The sequence below is a fragment of the Maribacter vaceletii genome (assembly GCF_003634105.1).
Lineage (GTDB): Bacteria > Bacteroidota > Bacteroidia > Flavobacteriales > Flavobacteriaceae > Maribacter_B > Maribacter_B vaceletii.
In genome coordinates, this window is the sequence record NZ_RBIQ01000007.1 from 864,998 (window position 1) to 889,062 (window position 24,065).

A 24,065-nucleotide genomic window follows, 5' to 3' on the forward strand; every position below is an offset into this window, starting at 1 on the left:
AAAAATAAAAATGAACAAGACGTTATCTATAGTTTTAATTGTTTTAGCAATTGCACTTATTGCATATAATGTAACTTTAATAGATTTTAATAATGTATTTGAAGGGAATAGTATTATTGCCTTAATAGGTATTATGGCTGCTTTAATTGCCATACTATTAATTTTAGTTTTTAATACTAGTAAAAAAATACAAAAGAAAATAAACGAAGGTTAATTACTCTCTGCATCGTTTATCTCACCTTCTGTTTCTTGTGATAAGGTAGGAGTATCTAAATATAATACTTTAAGTAACATAGCATCTTTTGTACTTTTAATTTTTGCGTAAATATTAGCTCCGTATAGTTGTTCTGCTAATGCAGCTTTTAAATACAGTTTTACACTATCCTCAAAATCATAAAAATTCATTTTTAGATTTCTAGCCATTGCGTATTCTACAAAATTTTCAAAAAGTATATCATCTACTTTGTAGTCACTAATAAATTCCTGTTGCGTATAGTCTTCATACCTTTTACGGTCTTCATCTAAATGCTCAAAAACAAAGTAGGATAGTATGCCGTAACTATCCATACTTTTTATAGCTTCCTCCTCATTAGTTCCTATTGGCACAAAAATATCTGGAATTATACCACCACCACCGTACACTATTTTGCCTTTTGGAGTTTTAAATTTTAAAGAATCGGCTACTTTTATACTATCTGCAGACATTAATTCGCCATTACTATAACGTTCTGTAAACTTTTTATAGTAATCTTTATTCCCGTTTTCATACGTTTTTTGAATACTTCTGCCTGTTGGTGTGTAATATCTAGAAACGGTTAACCTAACAGCAGAACCATCTCCTAGTTCCATTTCTCTTTGTACTAATCCTTTTCCAAAAGACCTTCTTCCTACTATAGTTCCAATATCATTATCTTGTAATGCTCCAGCAATAATTTCACTTGCAGATGCCGAGCGTTCGTTTATTAGAACATAGACCGGTTTATCTTCAAACTTTCCTTTTTCCGAAGCGAAAATCTTATCTATTTTTCCTTTCTTATTTTTTGTAAATAAAATAAGTTTACCGTCTTTTAAAAATTCATCTGCCATTTCTTCGGCAACACCTAAATAACCTCCTGGGTTATCTCTTAAATCTAATGTAAGTTTTTTAGCTCCTTGTTTTGTTAACTCCTTTAAAGCAGCATCAAATTCTCTATATGTGGTTTCTGCAAAACGATTAACTTTTATGTAACCCATGTCCTCTGTAAGCATATAATACGCCTCTACACTTTTAATAGGCACTAAATCTCTTTTAATTTTAACATCAAAAATTTTATCCTCTTCTTTTCTGTAAACTTTTAAATTTACGATAGTCCCTTTTTTCCCTTTAAGTTTTTTTACAATGGTTCCACTTCCAAGGTTTTTTCCATAAAGTGTATCCAAATCTGCCATTAATATTCTATCTCCCGCTTTTATACCTTTTTTAAAACTAGGCCCATTATCTATAGTTCGTATTACAGAAATTGTGTCTTTATAGGCATAAAAATTAATGCCAATACCTACAAAATCTCCCTTCATGTTATCTGCAACACGACTCATTTCTTTTTTAGGAATGTATACTGAATGCGGGTCTAGCTTTTCTAAAATATTATTTACAGTAATATCTACTATACTATCTGTGTTAATATCGTCTACATATTCATAATCTATATAGTCTATTAACCTATTTAATTTGTCTTTTTTAGAGTTTGTAGTAAAAAGGCGTTCTGGAGAATCGTTAAAATTAAGTTTACCGCCAAGAAAAATTCCTATTGCTAAGGCAGCTGCAATAATAGTTGGCCATAAATAGGTATTTATACGTTTCATTACTTTTTTCTTAGTTAGAAATTTCTGGTATATGTACTAATTCTACACCTGCTTTTTCTAAAAATTTAAGACCAGAATCATCTTTATATGCATTTTGATATACAACACGTTTTATACCAGATTGATGTATTAATTTACTACATTCTCTACACGGAGATAAGGTTATATATAAAGTAGCTCCATTACAAGACTGAGTAGAAGAGGCTACTTTAGATATTGCATTTGCTTCTGCATGTAAAACGTACCATTTTGTAAAACCTTCTTCGTCTTCACAAATATTATTAAACCCTGTAGGTGTTCCATTGTACCCATCAGAAATTATCATTCTGTCTTTTACAATTATTGCTCCTACTTTTTTACGCTCACAATTAGATAATAACCCCCATTCTTTTGCCATACGCAAATAGGCCTTATCATACTTTTTCTGTTTCGTCTTAATCATTTAAAAACCTCTTAATCTTATACAGGCAAAGCACTAAGATACCTGCTTTATAAAAGAACAACACCCTATTATGGTTAAATTTAACAAACCTTACCAAGGAAAAGTGTTTATTAACATTGGTATCGTAATTAATACTATTGCTATAGAACCTACTACTACAAAATAGTTTTGCTTTATTTTTAACTTAGCCTGTAAAATTAATGCTAGTATTAAAATTGTTAGTACAATTAGTAATTGCGATAACTCTATTCCTAATGCAAAGCCAAATAAAGGAGAAACTTTTTCTTCTTCTCCAGAAAGCAACATTTTAAAATAATTAGAAAAACCAAACCCGTGTATTAAACCAAAAAATGCAGTTGCAATTATGTGTAACAGAATACTCTTTTCCTTTTTAATAGTATAGCTATAGAATAAATTAAAAACTGCTGTTAAAAAAATAGTAACAGGTATTAGGAACTCTATAAAACTAACATCAAAAACAACAACTTCATATACAGAAAGAACTAGTGAAGTACAATGTCCAACAGTAAAAATTGTAGCTAATAATAAAACATTTTTCCAATTTTTAAAAGTAAAAGGAAGCGCTAATGCTGCTAAAAAAAGAATGTGATCGTAAGCAGAAAAATCTAATACATGCTCTAAACCCAACTTTGTGTAAAACAAAAATTCTTGCATAAGTTTACTTTAGTTAATTCCTCTTTCTTTTTGAATGTCTTCATAGGCTTTTTGTACCCTTTTAAATTTCTCTTCGGCACCCTTTTTAATAGCTTCATTTTCCGTAATTACTTTATCTGGGTGGTATTTTTTTGCCATAGCCCGGTATGCTTTTTTTACGGCATCATCACTAGCAGATTTAGAAATTTCTAAAATTTTATAAGCGTTATCCGAAGAAGAGATAAACATTGCTTTAATACTCTCAAAATCTGTAGCACTTATTCTTAAATACCCTGCTATTTCTTTAATTTTAGCTACTTCAGGGTTACTAACATGCCCATCTGCCTTTGCAATACCAAATAAGAAGTGTATTAATTGTAGACGAACTTCATACCTAGTTCTTTGGTTTAAAAAATTACAAATACGTTGTGCAGATATTTCATGTTTCTTATTAACATCATTAAAAGTTCTAAAAATTGCATTGGCCTTTTCTTTACCGTAAGTGCTCACAAAGTATTGTCTCACATAATCCATTTCTGTTTGCGAGATTTTACCATCGGCCTTAATTACGATAGAACATAAAGAGAGTAAATTAAGTTCAAAATCTGCTGGAGAAACTTTTTGTCTTGTGATGTCACTAAAAACGGTATTACCTCCCCCTTTATTAGAGCTTACATTATCTATGAAACTACCAACAAAAAAACCTAAAATTGCTCCTGGGTATCTTAAGAAGAAATATCCTAAAATGGCAGCAAACCACTTAATCATAATATATTATTTTTTTCAAAGATATGGTATTAGCGTAAAAAATTTAAATAAACGAACCGTAATGAAAATTAACCAAGTACGACAAATTAGTTATCTTTGTAGTAATAAATAAAATTAAGATATTATGTATCCTGCGGAATTAGTTAAACCAATGAGAGAAGACTTAGCATCTGCTGGTTTTCAAGAATTATATACAGCCCAAGAAGTAGAGGGCGCAATAGCAAAAGAAGGTACAACTTTAGTAGTTGTAAATTCGGTATGTGGATGTGCTGCTGCAAATGCTAGGCCAGCTGCAAAAATGAGTTTGCAAAATGACAAAAAGCCGGACCATACAGTAACTGTTTTTGCTGGAGTAGACACAGAAGCTGTTGATGCTGCTAGAAATTTAATGATCCCTTTTCCTCCATCTTCACCATCTATGGCTCTTTTTAAAGACGGAGAATTGGTTCATATGATAGAACGTCACCATATTGAAGGAAGACCAGCACAAATGATAGCTGAGAACCTTGCGCAAGCTTATAATGAGTTTTGCTAAAAAATAATAAAAACATTATTTTTAAAACCGCTCTTTTGTAAAGAGCGGTTTTTTTATTTTTACACTATGGGAAAATTTTTTGCCTACATACTAACTCCAATATTTGCATTCTTTTTTATGCTTGTTTTATTGGTTTTTCAACCAATTCAGTGGGTTTGTTTAAATGTATTTGGTTATAAGGCTCATAGTATTAGTGTAAACTACTTTAATTTATTTTTAATAAGATGCACCCATATTATAGGCACAACTTATAAGTTTAACAACCCTCACAACTTACCAACAAACAGACCTTTAATAATAGTCTCTAACCACCAGAGTATGTATGAGATTTCTCCAATAAGTTGGTGGATGCGTAAACATCATCCAAAGTTTGTTAGCAAAAAAGAATTAGGGAAAGGTATTCCTAGCGTTTCTTACAATTTAAATCATGGTGGATCTGTTCTTATAGATCGTAACGATGGGAAACAGGCAATTAAAGAAATTGCAAAACTAGGCTCTTATATAGAAGAACATAACCGAAGTGCTGTAATATTCCCCGAAGGTACACGTAGTAGAACCGGGCACCCAAAAAAGTTCCAAACTATGGGACTCAAAATTTTAATTAAAAAAGCACCATCGGCATTAATAGTACCTATTAGTGTAAACGATTCATGGAAAATGCTACGCTATGGTAAATTTCCTAACGGACTTGGCAGTCATATTACTATAGATGTACACGAACCTTTAGAAATAGAAGGTGATATTGATGCTTTAATTGCCTCAGTAGAAAAGACAGTTGCAGAAGGGGTGCATTCTTTTAAATCCTAAAATACTTTATTTTGGAAGATGAAAAATTGATACAAGAAACCATTGCCTTTGTAAAAACAACTTTAGAAGGTGCCGAAGGTGGACATGATTGGTTTCATATAGAACGTGTTTATAAAAACAGCTTATTAATCGCGAAAGAAGAAGAGGTAGATATGCTTATTATTTCTCTTGGTGCTTTGCTACATGATATTGCAGATGCTAAATTTCATAATGGCGATGAAACTATTGGCCCTAAAATTGCTTCCGATTTTCTAAAATCTAAAAATGTTTCTTCTTCTACCATAGAGCATGTGGTTAAAATAATAGAGAACATTTCTTTTAAATCTTCTTTAGAAACAAGGGAAAAGAGGTTTAACTCTTTAGAACTACAAGTAGTACAAGATGCAGACCGTTTAGATGCCATTGGGGCTATTGGAATTGCAAGGACATTTAATTATGGTGGTTTTAAAAATAGGGCTCTTTATGATCCAGATATACCACCAAATTTAAAAATGACCAAAGAGGAATATAAAAAATCTACCGCCCCAACAATTAATCATTTTTACGAGAAATTACTTCTATTAAAAGACAAAATGAACACCCTTAGTGGCAAAAAAATTGCGGAACAAAGGCATTCATTTATGCTTCAATTTTTATCTCAATTTAATGCCGAATGGCAAGGAGAATCTTAATCACAATTACCATCTACATCACAAGCGCTTCCCTCTCCTGTATTTAGTATAGTTAGTTTTTCTTGCTTATGCTTTTTCCAAGCATTTTCTAAAGCTTCAGTAAAAATCGACTCTGGTTGTGCTCCAGAAATACCATATTTACCATCTAACACAAAAAAAGGAACTCCATTAATTCCTAAATTTCGAGCTTCTAATTCGTCTTGCCTTACTTCATAAGTAAAATCTTCAGATACCAACATATTTTTAACCTTATCAGAATCTAAACCAACTTCATTTGCGATTTGTACTAATACATCTATAGCATCAATATTTTTAGCATCTTCTAAATGTGCTTTTAGCAAGGTTTCTTTTACAATATCTGCAGCATTATATTTTTTTGCAAAATGTATTAATCTATGAGCATTTAAGGAGTTTGCAGTAATTGCTTTTTCTACATTAAAATTAAGACCAACATCTTTTGCCATGGCGTTTACACGATCAAACATACTTAATGCAGTATCCTTATCTACATTTTTTACTTCCATAAAAAATTCTGTATAATCTACATTTGGTTGCGTTTCTAAATGAGGGTCTAACTCAAAACTTTTCCACTCTACAATTATCTCTTCTTTATGAGGAAAATTTTCTAAAGCGGCTTCAAATTTTCTTTTTCCTATATAACAAAATGGGCATCTAATATCTGACCAAATACTTACTTTCATTTCTAATAAAATTTATTTTCCAGTATAATAGACGAAAATAGAACACTAACCTTTCATTCAGCTTTTAGAACCAATTAAAACAAACGCATTTGCCCATCTTTATACTGTTTATGTAATTTACTATTTAACTTAGGAAAACTTTTATCCTTAAAATAAGTTTGCCTTGCAATACGTACCATATCATGTATTTGCGTTGCTATTTTCCCTTCTCCTTTAGACCTTATTCCATACCTACTATCATTTAAAGTACCACCATGACATTCTTTAATTTGATTTAGTACTTTCTGAGCTTTATTGGGCATTGTTTTATAAATCCAATCTGAAAAAATTTCTCCAATAGCACCATTAAGTCTAACCACTGTAAATGCAAAAGAAATTGCTCCATTTTGTGAAACGGCTTTAGCAAGATTTAAAATTTCATGACTATTAATTCCAGGGATTATTGGAGCTAACATCGCATTTACTGGGATATTATTTTCTGATAATAATCGAATAGCTTCTAAACGTTTTTTAGTAGTAGTAGTTCTTGGCTCCAACACCCTTCTTGTTTCTTCAGATAAAGAAGTAACGGACATGTTTACACCAATTAAATTATCTTTTGCAAGTTCTTTTAAAACATCTAGGTCTCGGAGTATTAATGCATTTTTAGTAATAATACCAACAGGGTGTTTATATTTTAAAAACACCTTTAGGCAAGCTCTAGTTATTTTAAATTCTTTCTCTGCAGGTTGGTAACAGTCTGTATTTCCAGAAAGTACTATAGTTTTAGCCTCCCATCGTTTACTTTTTAACTTGGCCTCTAAAAGTTTTGGGGCATTCTCTTTTATTAAAATTTTTCTTTCAAAATCTAAACCCGGGCTATAACCCCAAAACTCATGCGTATTTCTTGCATAACAATAAATACAGCCATGCTCGCAGCCTTGATAGGGGTTCATAGAAAAGGCCATTCCAATATCTGGACTGGTTACTTTATTTACAATGGTTTTAGGAAAAATAGGAATGTATTGGGTCTTATTTTTATTGGCTTCTTCCCCTTCCACTCTACAAAATTCTAGAAAATCATTTCTGGTTTCATAAATAAGCTCCGAAAATTTATTCGTTTTATTCAGCTGTGCGCCTCTCCCTTTTAGATAGTTTTTGGACATTAAATTTTGGATTTAATCCAAAAATATGTAAAAAATCCATTATTGTGACTTTAATTAACAGTATTAAATTTATTTTTAATCCAATTTCTGGTTGGGGTTTCTATATAGCGGTAAGAGAGATTAGCCATAAAGCAAATAAAAGCAACACATAAAATAAAGTAAGTCCATTTCTCAACATAAGTTCCCTTTATAGGCCTAATTAGGCCTCCTAATTTTTCTGAACTTTGGAATCTAAAGTATAAGAGTATTATATCCATAAAAATCATATGCCATATATAAATAGAAAAAGACCATTTACCTAATTTCTGAAATAGCCTTAAGCCCAAAAAATAGTTTGCATTTTTACTCCCATAGGCTAATGATAATATTAAAGGCGTAAATAAAAACACTGTAATAGTATCATACCATTTAAACTGCATAGAAATAAGACATAAAACAAGAACTCCAGATAAAAACCATCCATTTCTAATCCATTTTTTTCCTTTTGAAGTTTTAAATAGTTGCCAAACTATCATTCCTGCCATAAAACCAACAATACCTCTTATAGTTCCATAATGCCAATTTACATCTAGAGTTTTATGATTTGGGTTTAATGGAAAATTAAAAAAGGGCTCTAATGGAGCCAATAAAAACTCAATGCTTAACCAACCTAGAATTACTAAAATACCCCCTACCCACCAATTTTTAAAACCAAGCTTACGAAACATTATAAATAAAAACGGAAATATAACATAAGCCCACCACTCTGCACTTAAACTCCAAGCTGGAGCGTTCCAAGTATCAAAATTATAAATGCCAATAGTTTGTAAAAATACTAGTTGCACAGGAATAGCGTCTAGCCTATAAATATGTTTTCCTAAATCTGATAGTAAATGAAATTTGCCTATTAAAACTACAGTAATAAACATAATTACTTTAGCAAATAAGGTAATTATATGAAGTGGATAAATTCTGGCTAAACGAGCAATTAAAAAGGATTTGTATTTTTTTCTAGTAACTCTTGTTGTAAAACTTGTTTCGTAAACATAGCACATGATAAACCCACTAAGGATAAAAAACAAATCTACCATTAAGTATAACTTATCTACAAGACCTGCATTCTTGTATGGGACTAGACCTCCTAAGAAAAAATGAAAATGAAGTGTAACTACCATAATAGCAGCAATACCTCTTAATGCCGATAAATTATATAAGTAAGATTTTACCATGAAATTTAAATTTTAAGTAAGATTTAAATTTCTGGATAAAAAAAAGAGTTGTGTATTACAAATGGTTAAAAAAGGATAATTTTGAATCAAATTGTTTAAAAATCAGCCACTTATAAGTTTGAGTAAATATTATTCTACTACAACTTTAACCAATTGCTTTCTATTTCCTCTTTTAGCATAAAACAATAACTCATTATCTGCACTATTAATTAATGGTCTAGAAACCATAATTGGTAAACGAACATCTTTATCATCGACCAATTTTTTATAGGATAAATCTCCTGATGGAGTTACTTGAATAACAAATAAGTTAGGATTTCTACTAAACCCTTGCTTGAACAATATTCTATTATTACTCATTTTTTGAGGGTTCTCACCAGAATTAATAAAAAAGAACATAGTATCCTCCTTACCATAGGCTGTGTAAGAAGCATAAGCGGCGTCTCCTTGAGTAACTTCTGCCTTGTTTATATTACGAGCCCAAACCATTGTACCTTCTGCATTTAACTTTGCGCAAACAATGTCGTTATAATGAAAACGTTCTACCTCTAATCGTGTACCAGTAGAATTTGCATCCATGCCTTTGGTAACAAAATATTCTTCTGCACTAAAAAGTAAATCGTTCTGTGGTGTTATATGAATATTTTTAAATATTAAGTTTTTTATTTCGGCATCAACCTCTCTACCAAATTTATCTACCATAAATTGTTCTGAGAAAGCATTGTATTTTTTGGATTGTATATCTAAAGATGAACCATGCAACTTATAATAACATAAACCATTATATCTATTGTCTTTACGGTCTGCATAAAAACCAACTACTATTAAATTTTCTCCTATTCGTATAGGTTTTAAAGATTCTGGATATTTTCCAGCATCATTAAACTCTTGTATTTTATGTGCTTCATTAGTAACACGTACTACTTCATATTGAAATCTACGTTCCTTAACATCAAACCTTCTTTTCTTAAAATATGCTTTTCCAGAAAAATATACTGTTTTATAGTCTGGTGCAATTTCTATATTCTCAAAAGCATAATTTTTTTCTTCTGTAGCAGTAGTAAAATCGTAGGTAATATGCTTTTTTAAATCGGTTCCAAAAAGGTGCATATCATAAATTACTTTTTTTCTATCTCTATGCTGTACTGTAATTGCAAAAGCTGTTTTTTTATCATTAAAATGAACTGCCGTTGAAAAACCGTTACTAAAGTTTCTGTTGTATTTATTTACCGCAAGTGGGTTAGAAACTTCTTTTGATGGGATAGATAAAAGAACTCTTTCTGTAAAATTAAAATCGTCTAAAGGGCTTTGGTGAATAATATAATCATAGGCCTCTTTCCTGTAATCATATTTTAATTCTAATAAATATAATTGCCCATTACGTACAAAACCATCTACCATGTGCATGGCAGAATATTTATAATTATAATCTTGTACTAGGTTTAAATCGGCATCATAAATTTCTATAAAATGACCTTTTGCCTTTAACAAAACGCCTCCGTAATACTTTCTTACAATAATACTTTGATCTTTGGCATCATTATTAAAAGACAACACTGTAGAATACTTATACCTATCGTTATAATTTTTTCCAAGACTATAATTTACAGGTATTTCTTGTGCCTTAACGAAACTAAAGCTACAAATTAATAACAGTACAAAAATGGTTTTTTTATACATAAGAAAACTGATTTTAGAGTGTTTTATTTACCAGGAAAATCTGCCTTTCTTTTTTCTAAGAAAGCAGTAGTCCCTTCTTTAAAATCGGCAGTACCAAAACATTCGCCAAAGGCTTTAATTTCCGTTTTATACCCATCTAAAGTAGTATTAAAACCAGCATTTACTGCTTTTATTGCATGCCCAATAGCTACTGGAGAATTATTGGCAATTTTATTGGCAATTTTTTTACATAACGGTAATAACTCTTCTGGTGTAACCACATAATTAACTAAACCAATTGACAATGCTCTAGGAGCATCTATCATAGCTGCTGTCATTATTAATTCTAGCGCTCTACCTTTACCTATAAGTTGTGGCAATCTTTGTGTACCACCATACCCTGGTATTACTCCTAAAGAAACTTCTGGTAATCCCATTTTGGCATTATCACTAGCTACTCTAAAATGGCATGCCATAGCAAGTTCTAATCCGCCACCTAAAGCAAAACCATTAACGGCTGCTATAACAGGTGTTTTCATATCTTCAATAAAACTAAAAAGAGTTTCTTGCCCTTCTTTAGCTAAAGCAGCACCTTTTTTAACTGAAAAATTTGCAAATTCAGAAATATCTGCACCAGCAACAAATGCTTTTTCGCCAGTACCAGTTAAGATAATACTTTTTATACTTTTATCTTTATCTAGGTCTTTTAAAGCTTTAGACAACTCTTTTATAGTTTCTTTATTTAATGCATTTAATTTACTTGGTCTGTTAATTGTAATTTCTGCAATAAATTGGTCTTGTTCAATTAAAATTGTATTGTATGCCATAGTATTAGTTTATTAAATTTCTTTTGGGAATTTTACTGTAAAAACGGTTCCTTTTCCTGGTTGTGATGTGTAATTTATAGTTCCTTTATAAGATTCTACAATATTTTTTACCATTCCCAAACCTAGTCCCATTCCGCTAGTTTTTGTAGTAAACTTAGGTTCAAAAATTTTATCTTTATTTTCATCTAATATTCCTACACCATTGTCTGCTACCATAATTTTAACATAAGTCTCTTCGGATGCCATAGAGACTAAAATTCTGGGTGATGCTACTTCTGGAACCGCCTGTATTGCATTTTTAACCAAATTAGTAATTACTCTTATTAATTGGGTACGGTCTAATTTTGCTATAATTTCTTTTTCTTCGGATATAAAATGAATATAATCTTTATTAAAAATATCAAGTGCCAGCTTTACAATTTTAACCACATTCAAGGTTTCATTTTGCTGTGCAGGCATTTCGGCAAAATTAGAAAAGGCAGATGCAATACTACTCATGGTATCTATCTGCTGAATTAAAGTTTTAGAATACTCTTCTAATTTAGCCTTTATATCTGGGTCATCGGGCTTAAATTTACGCTCAAAACTTTGTACCGTTAAGCGCATTGGAGTTAAAGGGTTTTTAATTTCATGAGCTACTTGTTTTGCCATTTCTCTCCAAGCTTGTTCTCTTTCACTTTTTGCTAATTTTACAGCACTAATCTCCAACTCATCAATCATTGCATTATAAGAAGAAATTAAATTATCCATTTCTTCACCAGGACTTTCTATAAAAATCTTTTCATTCCGTTTTGTTAAATCGGTTTTACTCATCATATTAGAAATAGTTTCTAAAGAACGAGTAATGTATTTAGAAATAAAATACGCCAGGCTAATTGCCATTAAAAACATTACAAAATAAACCCCTCCTAAACGCATTAAAAACTCTCTAAGTTCCATGTCATTAAGGCTATTATCCTCAAAATAAGGCAAATTTAATATACCTATTGGTTTAAATTGATAATCTGTTATATAGGTGTAAGATGCCTGATATTTATCTCCCGCAGCAGAGTTTTCTTCTACAAATCTTTTATCTACAGATGCACCTAATGTATTAAGAACCAACGCATCTAAGCAATTAGAGATAGAGTCTTGTTCAAATTTAGGTCTTGAACTTTTAATTAATTCTCCTTCTAAATCATAAATATTAAAATTTACATTTTGCACATCTGCAATCTGATAAATTTCTTCTTTAAATATATTAGCTAAATTCTCGGTGTTTACTGGATATGTTGTTCGTTGTAACGTGTAATTAATACTTTGCTTTATTTGCTGTTCTTTACGTTCTAAGCGTACTTCGTGGTAATCTTTAGATTGCTCTCTATACTGGTAAATAGTAATTCCTGCAATTAATACAGATGCTATTAGCACCAGCAATATCATAGAAATAAAAATACGAGACCTAAGAGAGAATTTTTTAAGCAATGTAACTTATTTAATGTTAAAGATAAGGAATATACACAAGGCTTAAAACTAGATTTTATTTGCCTTTTTCTTATAAAGACTTATCAAAAATTAAGCCAACACTCTATTTTAAGCATTAGGGTTTTTAGAACGTATGCTTTTATATAGTTTAATGCCTAACATTAATAAAATTCCTAAAACCACAATACCAACAACTCCAAAAATCCAATTAAAAGTGCTCTTTAAGATAACTAAAAATACTATTGCAAAGAGAATTAGGGTTGCGCCCTCATTCCAAATGCGCATAAATTTTGAGGTATACTTAACCTCATCTCTCTGCAGTTGCTTAAAGATTTGATGGTTTTTTAAATGATATAGAATTAGTAACACTACAAATGCTAACTTAATATGCATCCATGGTTGTTGCAACCAGCTTGGTATTAAAATTAATAACCAAATGGCAAACAAAACACATAAAACCGCAGAAGGCCAGGTAATAATATACCATAAGCGCTTAGTCATTAATTTTAATTGTTTACTTAAAATTTCTTTTTCAGGGGACGGTTTTTGCCAAGCTTCAATATGGTAAATAAATAGTCTTGGAATGTAGAACAAACCAGCAAACCATGTAATTACAAAAATAAGATGTAGCGATTTTATATAGTTGTAGTATTCTTGCATAACATGATTCCATTTAAAATTACAAATTTAAGCTCCTTTTTTATTTTTATAAGATTTATTTTATTGTTCCTTAAAATTAGAAATACTAAGACAAATAGTTTTAACTAATTATACTCTTTTTGTGCTTGCCTATGATTTTTCTATATTTAGAAACTCTAATTTTCTAGAAACCACTAACTAACAAACCATTTTATGAGAATTTACTATATATATCTGACACTTTGTTTTAGTTGTTTTACTTTACATTCTCAGTCACCTGGTTTTCAAAATGTAGTTATAGAATCTGTAGATGATCTCTGTTTTGGTCACCAAAGTCAATCTGCAGATGTTGAAGCAGAATCCATTGTAGATGAGATTATGGGTCAAATGGGACTTAACAGAAACTTTAAAATTAGAAAATGTTCTAATATTAAAAATGCTTTAGCACATATTGAAGAAGATGAAAATAAAAAACTGACCCCTTACATTCTTTATGACCCAGAATGGTTAGCTCAAATGTCTAAAAAATCTAATACAGACTGGGCTTCTATTGGGGTTCTTGCGCATGAAGTTGGCCATTTTTTACTTTATCATTCATTAAATAAACGAGGAAGTAACCCAAGATGGGAACTAAGTGCAGACCGCTTTGCTGGCACCACACTAGCACGTATGGGAAGTACTCTCGAAGAAGCACAAAGTATGTTTAAAAATATTCCTGAAAAAGGAAGCTCTACGCATCCAGGAAGAGCAGAAAGAATGAATGCTATTAAAATTGGGTGGATGAAATTTAATAATCCCGCTCAAAAGAAAATAATCCTAAACGAAAATACTCCTGAAAGAGAAATAAATCCAGAATTAATTGTAAATAGATATTATAAATCTTTAGGAGGATTAAAAACTCTAAGCCAAATTAAACAATTAAATTATACCGAAAAAATTTCGGAAACCATTGGTGAAAATTTAAACCAAAAACCACTTGAATATGGCTATTCTTACGAACAAACACCAAATAAAATACTAATAACAAATAAAAAATATAACGAGCAGTATTTAATAATTAATAACGATTCTTTACTGTGGAAATATACCGATCAAAAAAAGTGGAAAAATGAAGTTCCTAGAATAGGCACAAGTGTTAAACAAGATTTTTATTCTTTTAAAAAAGATAAGGTTCCTACTATTAAAAACTTCTTTGATGATTTTGTTTTAGTATCCAATCCAGAACTAGCACTATATCGAGGTAGAAAAAGAATTGCTGATGAAGAATGTTTTGTTTTAGAACTACCTACAGAAAATACCGAAATAGGAAACCTTAAGAAAAAAGGGAAAAGAATTAGTGTTGCAAAAAAATACTTTTTTAATACTCTAGATGGTCTTTTATATGGAATAGAAACAAGAGAGAAAACCTCAAACTTTGTTAGAGGAAAAATTAAAAGTCAAAAAAATATTAAAACACAAAAAATATTCATTTCCTATAAACCTACTAAAGACATTTTGTTTCCTTCACAAATAAGTACCACAGAAACAGAATTGTTTAATGATTTGCCAAGAGGAAAAACAAGATATCAGAAAAGAATTATAACCAATTTAATTCTAAATGCTAAGAAACAAGAGCTATAAATCATTACTAATTTTTTAAAAAAACTAAAAAGAAAACTCTATTTCTTAACAAAAGGTAATAATTACTCTTAATTATCGACGAAATACTTAAATAGTCGATAAAAAATACGCTCTTTTATATATTTTTTTTAATATTTATAACCCCCTTAATATTAGTTATTTAAGAACAGCCAACCACCACCAACTAAAATGAATTTTAACTACCCTAAAAAACTCCTTGTTTTTTTTATAGGAGTTCCTTTCTTCGTGTTTAGCCAAACAAATCATGGCTTTAGTTTTGATAATTATAATGGTATTTATGGCTCTACAGCAAACCCAGCAAACAGTGCCCAATCTAAACATAGATGGCATATTAATGGTTTGTCCTATAATTTATTAGGCACTTCAGATTACGGAACTATAAATTTTATAGATTCTCCAGATACCCCCAACGGGTTTAATAGTAGTGATTTTTCTACAAATGTAGAAACCTCTAATAACAATAACTTTTTAGTTTCTAATAGTGATGTTCTCTTACCCTCAGTCCTTTATCAAATTAATGAAAAACATACTATTGGGTTATTATTACGTTCCAGAGCATTTTCAGATTACAGTAATTTTAATGGTCGCCTATGGAAAAACCTAAGCCAAGGTTTTGAAGATGAAACATTAGAAAACACTTTTAATATTCCAAAATTTAATAATACCTCACAATCCTGGAAAGAAATTGGGTTGAATTATGGTATTGTGTTAGTAAACAGTAACTATCATTTTATTAAAGTTGGAGGTACAGCAAAATACCTTATAGGTAATGGAGCTGTAGAGCTTAGAGGAGATATTAATGGCAGCTACAATGATGGCGTAAGTGATGATTTAATTATTAATTCTGGAACTGTTTCTTATTTGAATACTTTCTCTGCAAACCCAAATAATTTAAACGAAACCTCTCCATTTATCAAGTCTGCATTTGATTTTACTAAAAACGGTTCTGGTTTTGGAGGTGATGTTGGCTTTGTTTATGAGTGGAGACCTCGTGAAACTAACAGAGTTGGTGTGCGTAATAATAGCAGTGCTGTAAACACGTATAAGCTTAAAATAAGCGCCTCTATTTTAGATATTGGTGCTATTAAATATGAAGAAATTGATAATAGTAAAGTGAGGCTAGAAAATTTTAATATTACTTCTCCCACTTCTCTTTCTAAAAACACTTTAAATAACGAAGGTTTTATTGCTACATTAAAAAATACTACAGAAATTAATTCTTCCCCCCAACAAGGAAAAGCAACTTTTGCACTGCCAAGATCTTTAAATATTGGATTAGACTATATAATTTTCAACGACAAAAATTATTATGTAAACCTTAACTATGTAAAAGCTTTAACAACCGTAGATGATAAATATACAAATACTAGACTAAATTTAATTACTGTAACACCCCGCTATGAAACCCAAAAATTTAGTGCTTATTTACCTATAACTTATGAAAACAATACCGGCGTTTATTTTGGCGCAGGATTCCGTTACGGGCCTATTACTATTGGTTCTGCTGCATTAAATAGTCTCTTTACAAATGGGAAATTAAACCATATATACTTTGGATTAAATTTACCATTATTAGAAGATGTATTTAGATAATCGCATATACTATTGAAAACATAGAAAAATGAAAAAAAAATTACTTCTATTATTACTTTTAACTTTTTGGACAAAAAGTAATAGTCAAATAACTTTAATAGAGGATCTTACTCCTGGGGCTGAGTCTTCTAACCCTTTTGAATTTTTAGAACATGATGGACAACTTTTCTTTATAGGCGGATCTGAAGCCACCAATAATAATGTTATATATATTATGGACTCCTTGGAAAATATAAGTATAGCATGGCAAGAAGCAGGGAGTAACCCTTATTCCATGGTTGTTTATAATAATGAGTTATATTTTGAAGCTTCAAATAAACTACACAAACTTAATCTTCCATACGGAACAGGTAGTACTATTGTTGACAATAATATTTCTATCTGGGGTAGAGGGTTTGTTTATAATGGGGAATTATTTTTTGGTGGAGAATTAAACCAAATAGATCCATTAAATCCTAATTATGAGTTAATGGCATATAATGGTACATCTACAAGATTGGTAAAAGAAGAATCTTCTATTAGCCTAAACCCTGGGCAATTTGTTATCCATTTAGGAGAACTACACTTTGTTGGCAATGAAGAAGCAACAATAAATGGACAACCAGCTACTGTAAATTTTATATATAAAACTGATGGAACAACAATAGATGTTGTTACCTTTTTTCAAAATACAAGTGTTTCTTACCTAAGATCCTTAAATGATAATTTATACTTTTTGTATAGAAACGGAGATTTTAATCAACCTTATAATCTATGGTCTTCTAATACTACTGCTACAGCTGGTTTTGGGGATGAGATAAGTTTTGCTTTTGGGTTAACAGTTTTTGATAATAAATTATATTTTTTTGATGTATCTAATAATATCTTATACTCCTCAGAGCAATTAGGAGTTTTTGTTCCAGTTCCAATAGAAAATGGTGTAGAATACCCAAGTGGAAGCTTTCCTATAGTTAGTGATAATTTAATGGCTTTTACAGGATATACAAATACTATCGGGAATGAACTATACATGTACGAAAAAAACAATGAAATAAAATTCACAGAAGATTATAATAGTGGATCAGGAAGTTTTACACCTGTATATGGTTCTTTCTTTAATGATAAACTATACATTACAGGAGATGATGGAACTGGAATTGGGAGGGAACTACATGTTTATGACCCAAATGATTGCCAAAATACAATTGACATAGAAGACAGTAATTTTGAAAACTATTTAGAAAATGTTCTAAATGTAGGCGATGGAATTTTAGGGAATAAAAAAGTTTGTAAAGAAAAAGTGGAAGTTTTAACAACTTTAAACTTATCAGGAACAATTAATATGGAGAACAATCCTCCAGGTTTAGGAGTAACAAATCTTAGTGGTATTGAAGCTTTTAGAGATTTAGAAATATTAAGAATAGAAGGAAATACCATTGCAAATGTAGACCTAAGACAAAATACTAATCTCAAGGAACTAAGGGCTTGGCGAAATAATATGGAAACTCTAAATATTGAAGATTTAACTCTTTTAGAAATAGTTGGCCTAGACTTTAATAACCTTACCACAATCGATTTTTCCACGAATAATGCATTACAAATATTAGATATTAATAATAATAATTTAACCTCTATTATTTTTTCTAACAATACAAATTTTAATAGATTTAGAATTTCCAACAACGTTAACCTCAGCAACTTAAACATCTCTTTAATTGATTCTAATTTAGATGTTTTTGTATCTACAGGAAATACTAGTTTAAGCTGTATTCAAGTAAGTAGTACATCTAATGCCGAATCTCAAGCAAATTGGCAAAAAGATGTTACAACATCCTACAGTTTAAACTGTTCACCTAACACTCCATTTAATGTAACTACAACAATTGTCGGGGCTGGGAATACACCAAACTATACAATCAATGAAGGAGAAACTTTTACAATAAACTTTGATGCAGATAATACTGCTGCAAATGGAACTACATACAATCCAGAAATTACTTTTTCTCTTAATGGAATATCTTCTTCTGAAGATTTTTTATTCAATGGTTCTATTTCAATTCCTAATAACCCTTTTACTGTTAGTAGTAATAATCCTGATGGTAGTATTACTGTCCAAGCAATAACAGATAATTTTTTAGAAAATGATGAAGTCTATACCGTAAACATTAGTTCTAGAAATAATACAGAATATACCATTGCTGACCCAATATCTTTTACTATAACAGTAAAAGACGTTGAGCCAGTAGAACCCTTTGTCGTAAATACCTATTTAAGTTTACCTGTAGGCCAACCAAACAATACAATTGAAGAAGGGCAAAAATTTAGAATCTATTTTGAAGCAAGCACTTCACAATATTATGATAATCAATCTTTTGATGTTTTTTTTAATTCAGATAATAGCTCCGCACTTTTTAATGAAGACTTTACTCATGAAAATAGTCCGGCGTCTTTTACCGCTCGGCATCAACATGATGCAGTAGAATTTATTGAAGTAGAAGTATTAATAGATTCTCAAAAAAATGAAAATGAAGACATAGTAATAATTTTACAAAAAGATCCTAGTAATAAATATAAGTGGGGTAATGAAAAAAGTGATGGCACTTTAGAATTTAGAATAAATATTGAAGATATTTCTGATGTTACTTCACAACCATTTATTGTACAAACTTCTATAAGTGAAAATGCAAGCTTAAATACTAATGGTTCCTATACTGTAAATGAAGGAGAAACTTTTACTATTAATCTAAACGCTTTATCACCTGCCACAGATTTTTATAAGTATAAAATTATTTACAATACTGAAGGAACAACTGCAAATGCAGATGAATATTCATTAGCTATCCCTAATCCATTAGAATTAACTTCACAACAATCTGTTAATCCAGATGGCGAACTTAGTTTTACAATTAATACAGATAACATAATAGACAATGAAGATAAGCTAATTATTAACTTCCTAAATGACCCCGATAATATTTATACTTGGCAAGGCAATAATATAAATCCAGATGGCAGTTTATCTTATGAAATTATTATAAATGATATTCCACCTACTACATCAGATATAATTACTGTAAAGTTTAATAATACTGGCGGTATAGAAGGAGGTACCGATACCTTTATTGTAGAACTTTTTGATAGTCAAGGAAACCCATGGACAAGCCATAATGGTTTAGAGTTTTCTTTAGATTTTAAAGATGAAATATTTGATACTGATATTGAATACGCAATAAACAATAATGATATAAATGGAGAAAAAGCAGAAACTGATGATTATAAAAACAATGATTCTAATAAAACAGACATAACTAACCCTAAAATCAGCATTAATCCCGGTGAATCTAGTGGAGAGTTTACCGTTTTTTATCCACAAGAAAATGAGCCTAATGATGATAAACGTGATTATTATTCTGTAGAGATATCTTCAACAAACAATAACATTAGTTTTGATAACAAAAAAATACAAGCAGTTATATTAGATAATGCTATTACAGCTCAATTTCTAATAAATATTTACCCAGGAGTAAATATGTCGGTAATACCAACAGATAATGAAAATAACTTTGATCCTGGTTGTTGCTTAGAATTCTCTGTTGAAGAAGGCGAACAGTTTATTATTTATTTAGATGTTGAGAAAGGAGTTCCCGCAGGCACAAATTATGATGTAGAATTTAATTTCCAAAATAGTAAAGCTGAAGAAGGAACTAATAAAGACTTTACACACGAAAATGTAGGTTCTACAATTAGAGGAACAGTGTCTAATGGAAACGGTCCATTTGATAATAGATTAATTGTAAATGTAAACGAAGATGATATTCCTAATGAACATATAGACCCCTCTAGTGGTGATAATTTAATAGGGGAAAAATTACGAATAGGATTTACATCTATATCATCACAATTTACTATTGCTGATCGTTTTTTTGACCAAGATAATTTTCAAAATGAAGGAGATATTAATAAACTATCTATACGAAGCTCTTTTGCTCTAAGAATTATAGATGTAATTAAAATTAAAGAATTTATAGTCTCTGACAATAAAAATGAAGCAAGAGAAGATAATTTAGAAAATGCTGAGTTCACTATTGAGATGGAAGCTGCAAATACTTCTGGAGAAGATATAAGAATTAATTACCAAATATTAGTAAACGGAGTAAATAACGCAACACCAGGACAGGATTATTTAATAGATGATTTAGATTTAAATACTTTAACCGGATTTGTTTTAATACCAGATGGTAGCACTACGGCTAGAATAGTTGTAAAACCAATAAACGATCTAAAATTTGAAAACATTGAAAATGTCGTTATTCAACTAATAGAAGGTAGTAGATATTCTATTAATAGTTTAACTAGTAAACAAATTACTATTCTAAGTGATGATGATGCAGAATACACCGCTGAAATTAAAAGTGGTATAGATAACCAATCACGTGAAGAAGATATTGATGATTTTGCCGAAGTAATAATTGAACTAAATGAAATACCAATAACAGATATTGAAGTAGAATTTAAAATCTCTAATCTAACAGATGTAACGAAAGTAATAGAAGGACAAGATTATCTAATATACCAAAACGATAAAACTACACTAATAAATTCTAACAGTGGAAAGGTTTTATTTAATGCTAACGTGGATAAATCAAAAAGTATCTTTATAAAAGCCTTAAATGATGGAATAAACGAAAATCTTGAAACCCTATATTTACAATTAGATTCTGGAGTAAATTATGACATTAGAGAAACTGATAATGCTCAAGTTGTTTTAATTAGCTCTACATCAGACACTTCTAATTTCGACCCTAGAAACTTAACCATTATAGCTAAAAATCCCAGATGTCCTGGAAGTAATCAAAAAGGAAGTATTGAGATAGCAAATGCCTCACCTTTTGTCTATAATGTTACCACTACTGGGTTAAATGGAATTAATTATCAAGAAACTAAAGTTCTAAATGAAATTAATTCCAATAATTTTAAACAGTTCTTTAATCAATTACCTATTGGAAGTTACGAAGTAAAACTTGAATTTAATTTAGATATTAACCAAACCATTCCTGATAATGTAATTCTCCCAAATTATATTATAAAAATTACTGAATTAGAAGGTATGAGCATTCAAGAGCAAAGTACAAATCTAAAAACCAAGACAGGTAATTTTATAGTATCTGGAAGTGAAAAATACACTGTAGAGTCTAATGGAAAAACTTATCAATACCAGTTTAAAAACACCGGTAAAAACGTTATAACTGTTCCTCTTAAAAATGGTTTAAATTCCATCATAGTTTCTGGAGAAGCTCTTTGTTTAGGTAGCATAAAAAAAGAAATCCTGTTAAATGACGTTTTTATTTACCCTAACCCAACTAAAGATTTAGTATCTGTGTTTAGTAATTCTTTATTGGGTAAATATGAATTTTACCTCTTTGATATTCATGGACGCTTAGTTTATCATGAAGAAAATGACAATCCTAATAATAATATAGAATTTGACATATCCAATTTACATAAAGGAATGTACATTGGAAAAATAATTTCAAAGGAGAATAAAGAAATAAAATTTAAATTATTAAAAAAATGAAAAAGTATATTCTAATATTTTCTAGTTTATTATGCTTACTTCATTATAGTTGTAAAGGCGAATTTGAAGAAGCTACATTTGCAATAAATCTTAAATATCCAGATCAAGATTCAAATTGTGAGGAAGGTACTGATAACGGTAACTCTATAACTATTCCATTTAAATGGGAAATTCAAGGGGATTTAACAACATACACACTAATACTGAATAACACTCCTTTTCCAATTGAAAATTACGATAAAGACGATGATGGCGTCTTAACTTTTCAACAGGCGTTAGAATATAATAAAAAATATGAATGGCAAATTATTAGTGAAAATGTTAAAAGTGATTTAAGAAGTTTTAGAACTCCAATTGAAGGCAATAATAATAACAATGTACCCCTTGCTGTATTGTTTAAAGCACCTACTTATCAACAATTAGGAAATTCTATGGAAGTAAGCTTTGAGTGGGAAGGTGGCGATATAGATTTTGATGGAAGTTTAAGGTATGATGCATATTGGAGTACTAAAGCAGACATAAGTGTAACTATTAATGACGGTGGGAATACTAATTTAACTAGCCCAAATACAAAGTTTAGTATTCCAAATTTTGATCCGAATAAAGATTATTATATTTTAGTAATAGCAAAAGATGGGGAAAATAGTGCATCCAGCATTCTTAAGTTTAGCCAGTTTTAATTATTGTTAAGTTTTTTAACTAAAGGAAACCGTTAACTATTTCATATAAGTCTTGAACTTTCTTTTTGTTTTAATATACCTAATTAAATGCTTATAAAATTTTATAAACCCTGCGCTAAAAACAGTTACAAAAATTATTGGTGCAGATTTTAAAACAACGCCCTTCTTAAACAACCATAAAGTAAGCCAAACCAATAGTATTGTAAATACAAGCAACATTAATTTACGCACTGTTCTATAACTTATTTTTAAGCGCTTACTTAACCATATAAAATAAATACTTACAATAAGGCTGCACAAAAAAGTAAATACTACTATCCAAAAAGTAGATATTCTATACATAAATGTATTTTCTATAATCATAGATATTATGTTAGCATGTATTGCCACACCATACATATCTGGTATACTCTTACCTGAAGTTATTGTGTTTAATGGCGTAAAATGCTTGTCTTCTACATCATTAATATTTGCTGTTGGAGTTCCTAAATATCCAATAAGTACAATTTTATCTTTTAAAAGACTTTTATTACTTAAAGTCATAAATTCATCAATAGTAAAATTTATGAATTTATGTAAATCTCCCTTGTAATTTATAACTCTAGGGCTTCTTAGTTTATCCTTTATATTATTGGCTTCCCATTGTTTTTTAGGCATATATCTTTTTGCAATCTTATAACCAAAAGATTCCATTTCTAAGCCTTTATTATAATACAAGCCGTTAAACTCTCTTATAACAGAATTATCTTCTTCAAAATTAAAATTCACGTACCCAGAGTGCTCTAAAGGAGCAAAAAAAGGATAATTAGCAATAATATTTTCTTCATTATCTGTTGTATGGGATAAAACAACATTTTCTTTATTTAACAAATCCGCCAAAATAGTGTCTGCTTTTATGCCTTTAGGTTCCTTAAGTATTATATCAAAACCAACAACTTTTGGATCTGCTTTTAAAACTTCTTCAAGAGCTAAAGCTATAGCCATTCTATCTTTATGTTCTACATTTATAAGAACAATGCTTGAGTCTATTTTTTTTGTTTCGGATAGTTTCTCTGCATAATAAACATCTAAAAAACTAAAATCTTTTAACGCTTTGGCTATGGGATTAAAAAAGGAAAGGTTTAAAAATAATAACGAGAGTACATAGCAAGTAAATAATGAGAGTAGTGTACTAAATAACGCATCTCTAAACAATAACCAATTTTTATTTTTCTTTTTATTTTTCAAATCCTTCT

20 protein-coding genes are annotated in these 24,065 nt (G+C 30.1%); 8 read left to right on the forward strand and 12 right to left on the reverse strand.

All coding sequences use genetic code 11. The annotated features are described in order from the left end of the window. Positions 1-10 precede the first annotated feature (10 nt). The gene (locus CLV91_RS03495) at positions 11-214 is read left to right on the forward strand and encodes a hypothetical protein (RefSeq protein WP_121064018.1); all 204 of its coding nucleotides are present in this window, start codon (positions 11-13) and stop codon (positions 212-214) included. Here the strand turns inward: CLV91_RS03495 and CLV91_RS03500 are convergent. The 4 genes from CLV91_RS03500 to CLV91_RS03515 form a co-directional block, all read right to left on the reverse strand. Next, the gene (locus tag CLV91_RS03500; protein ID WP_121064020.1) at positions 211-1,842 is read right to left on the reverse strand and encodes a S41 family peptidase; all 1,632 of its coding nucleotides are present in this window, start codon (positions 1,840-1,842) and stop codon (positions 211-213) included. The two genes, CLV91_RS03495 and CLV91_RS03500, sit on opposite strands and share 4 nt — an antisense overlap. 10 nt (positions 1,843-1,852) lie before the next feature. Continuing rightward, positions 1,853-2,284: a deoxycytidylate deaminase gene (locus CLV91_RS03505; RefSeq protein ID WP_121064022.1), complete on the reverse strand. Its 432-nt coding sequence runs from the start codon at positions 2,282-2,284 to the stop codon at positions 1,853-1,855. Positions 2,285-2,374: 90 nt separating this feature from the next. Then, on the reverse strand, positions 2,375-2,959 hold the full coding sequence (locus CLV91_RS03510) for a HupE/UreJ family protein (protein ID WP_121064024.1): 585 nt from the start codon (positions 2,957-2,959) through the stop codon (positions 2,375-2,377). Between the two features lie 9 nt (positions 2,960-2,968). Beyond that, positions 2,969-3,706 carry a TerB family tellurite resistance protein gene (locus tag CLV91_RS03515; RefSeq protein WP_121064026.1) on the reverse strand — a complete coding sequence of 246 codons (738 nt, stop codon included), beginning with the start codon at positions 3,704-3,706 and terminating at the stop codon, positions 2,969-2,971. Positions 3,707-3,830: 124 nt separating this feature from the next. On the opposite strand from CLV91_RS03515, the gene CLV91_RS03520 reads away from it, so the two are divergent. The 3 genes from CLV91_RS03520 (at position 3,831) to CLV91_RS03530 (ending at position 5,719) form a co-directional block, all read left to right on the forward strand. Next, entirely contained in the window at positions 3,831-4,241 is a 411-nt protein-coding gene (locus tag CLV91_RS03520; protein ID WP_121064028.1) for a BrxA/BrxB family bacilliredoxin, read from the forward strand. Between the two features lie 66 nt (positions 4,242-4,307). Next, a complete protein-coding gene (locus CLV91_RS03525) occupies positions 4,308-5,048 on the forward strand; it encodes a lysophospholipid acyltransferase family protein (RefSeq protein WP_121064030.1) in 741 nt (246 codons plus the stop codon). Between the two features lie 11 nt (positions 5,049-5,059). Continuing rightward, positions 5,060-5,719, forward strand: coding sequence for an HD domain-containing protein (locus CLV91_RS03530; RefSeq protein ID WP_121064032.1), 660 nt, complete (start codon positions 5,060-5,062; stop codon positions 5,717-5,719). Here the strand turns inward: CLV91_RS03530 and CLV91_RS03535 are convergent. The 7 genes from CLV91_RS03535 to CLV91_RS03565 form a co-directional block, all read right to left on the reverse strand. Continuing rightward, positions 5,716-6,420 (reverse strand): DsbA family oxidoreductase, encoded by a 705-nt coding sequence (locus tag CLV91_RS03535; RefSeq protein ID WP_121064034.1) that lies wholly within the window; start codon positions 6,418-6,420, stop codon positions 5,716-5,718. The two genes, CLV91_RS03530 and CLV91_RS03535, sit on opposite strands and share 4 nt — an antisense overlap. Before the next feature lie 74 nt (positions 6,421-6,494). After that, positions 6,495-7,565, reverse strand: coding sequence for a PA0069 family radical SAM protein (locus CLV91_RS03540; protein WP_121064036.1), 1,071 nt, complete (start codon positions 7,563-7,565; stop codon positions 6,495-6,497). A 50-nt stretch (positions 7,566-7,615) separates the two neighbouring features. Then, on the reverse strand, positions 7,616-8,773 hold the full coding sequence (locus CLV91_RS03545; RefSeq protein WP_121064038.1) for an acyltransferase family protein: 1,158 nt from the start codon (positions 8,771-8,773) through the stop codon (positions 7,616-7,618). Positions 8,774-8,902: 129 nt separating this feature from the next. Beyond that, the gene (locus CLV91_RS03550) at positions 8,903-10,453 is read right to left on the reverse strand and encodes a hypothetical protein (RefSeq protein ID WP_121064040.1); all 1,551 of its coding nucleotides are present in this window, start codon (positions 10,451-10,453) and stop codon (positions 8,903-8,905) included. Positions 10,454-10,476: 23 nt separating this feature from the next. Then, entirely contained in the window at positions 10,477-11,259 is a 783-nt protein-coding gene (locus CLV91_RS03555) for an enoyl-CoA hydratase/isomerase family protein (RefSeq protein WP_121064042.1), read from the reverse strand. 12 nt (positions 11,260-11,271) lie between these two features. Then, complete coding sequence (locus CLV91_RS03560) at positions 11,272-12,681, reverse strand: sensor histidine kinase (protein WP_121064044.1); 1,410 nt, start codon at positions 12,679-12,681, stop codon at positions 11,272-11,274. A gap of 150 nt (positions 12,682-12,831) precedes the next feature. Beyond that, positions 12,832-13,383, reverse strand: coding sequence for a CopD family protein (locus tag CLV91_RS03565; protein ID WP_121064046.1), 552 nt, complete (start codon positions 13,381-13,383; stop codon positions 12,832-12,834). 192 nt (positions 13,384-13,575) lie between these two features. On the opposite strand from CLV91_RS03565, the gene CLV91_RS03570 reads away from it, so the two are divergent. The 4 genes from CLV91_RS03570 (at position 13,576) to CLV91_RS03585 (ending at position 22,830) form a co-directional block, all read left to right on the forward strand. After that, positions 13,576-14,982 carry a DUF2201 family putative metallopeptidase gene (locus CLV91_RS03570; RefSeq protein WP_121064048.1) on the forward strand — a complete coding sequence of 469 codons (1,407 nt, stop codon included), beginning with the start codon at positions 13,576-13,578 and terminating at the stop codon, positions 14,980-14,982. A 189-nt stretch (positions 14,983-15,171) separates the two neighbouring features. Further along, a complete protein-coding gene (locus CLV91_RS03575) occupies positions 15,172-16,596 on the forward strand; it encodes a DUF5723 family protein (protein WP_121064050.1) in 1,425 nt (474 codons plus the stop codon). A 28-nt stretch (positions 16,597-16,624) separates the two neighbouring features. Beyond that, positions 16,625-22,150, forward strand: a complete 5,526-nt coding sequence (locus CLV91_RS03580) for a T9SS type A sorting domain-containing protein (protein WP_121064052.1) — start codon at positions 16,625-16,627, stop codon at positions 22,148-22,150. Beyond that, a complete protein-coding gene (locus CLV91_RS03585; protein ID WP_121064053.1) occupies positions 22,147-22,830 on the forward strand; it encodes a hypothetical protein in 684 nt (227 codons plus the stop codon). Before CLV91_RS03580 ends, CLV91_RS03585 begins: the two co-directional genes overlap by 4 nt. 36 nt (positions 22,831-22,866) lie before the next feature. Here CLV91_RS03585 and CLV91_RS03590 read toward each other — a convergent pair whose 3' ends face one another. Then, the gene (locus CLV91_RS03590; RefSeq protein WP_121064055.1) at positions 22,867-24,057 is read right to left on the reverse strand and encodes a CHASE2 domain-containing protein; all 1,191 of its coding nucleotides are present in this window, start codon (positions 24,055-24,057) and stop codon (positions 22,867-22,869) included. Between the last annotated feature and the right edge of the window lie 8 nt (positions 24,058-24,065).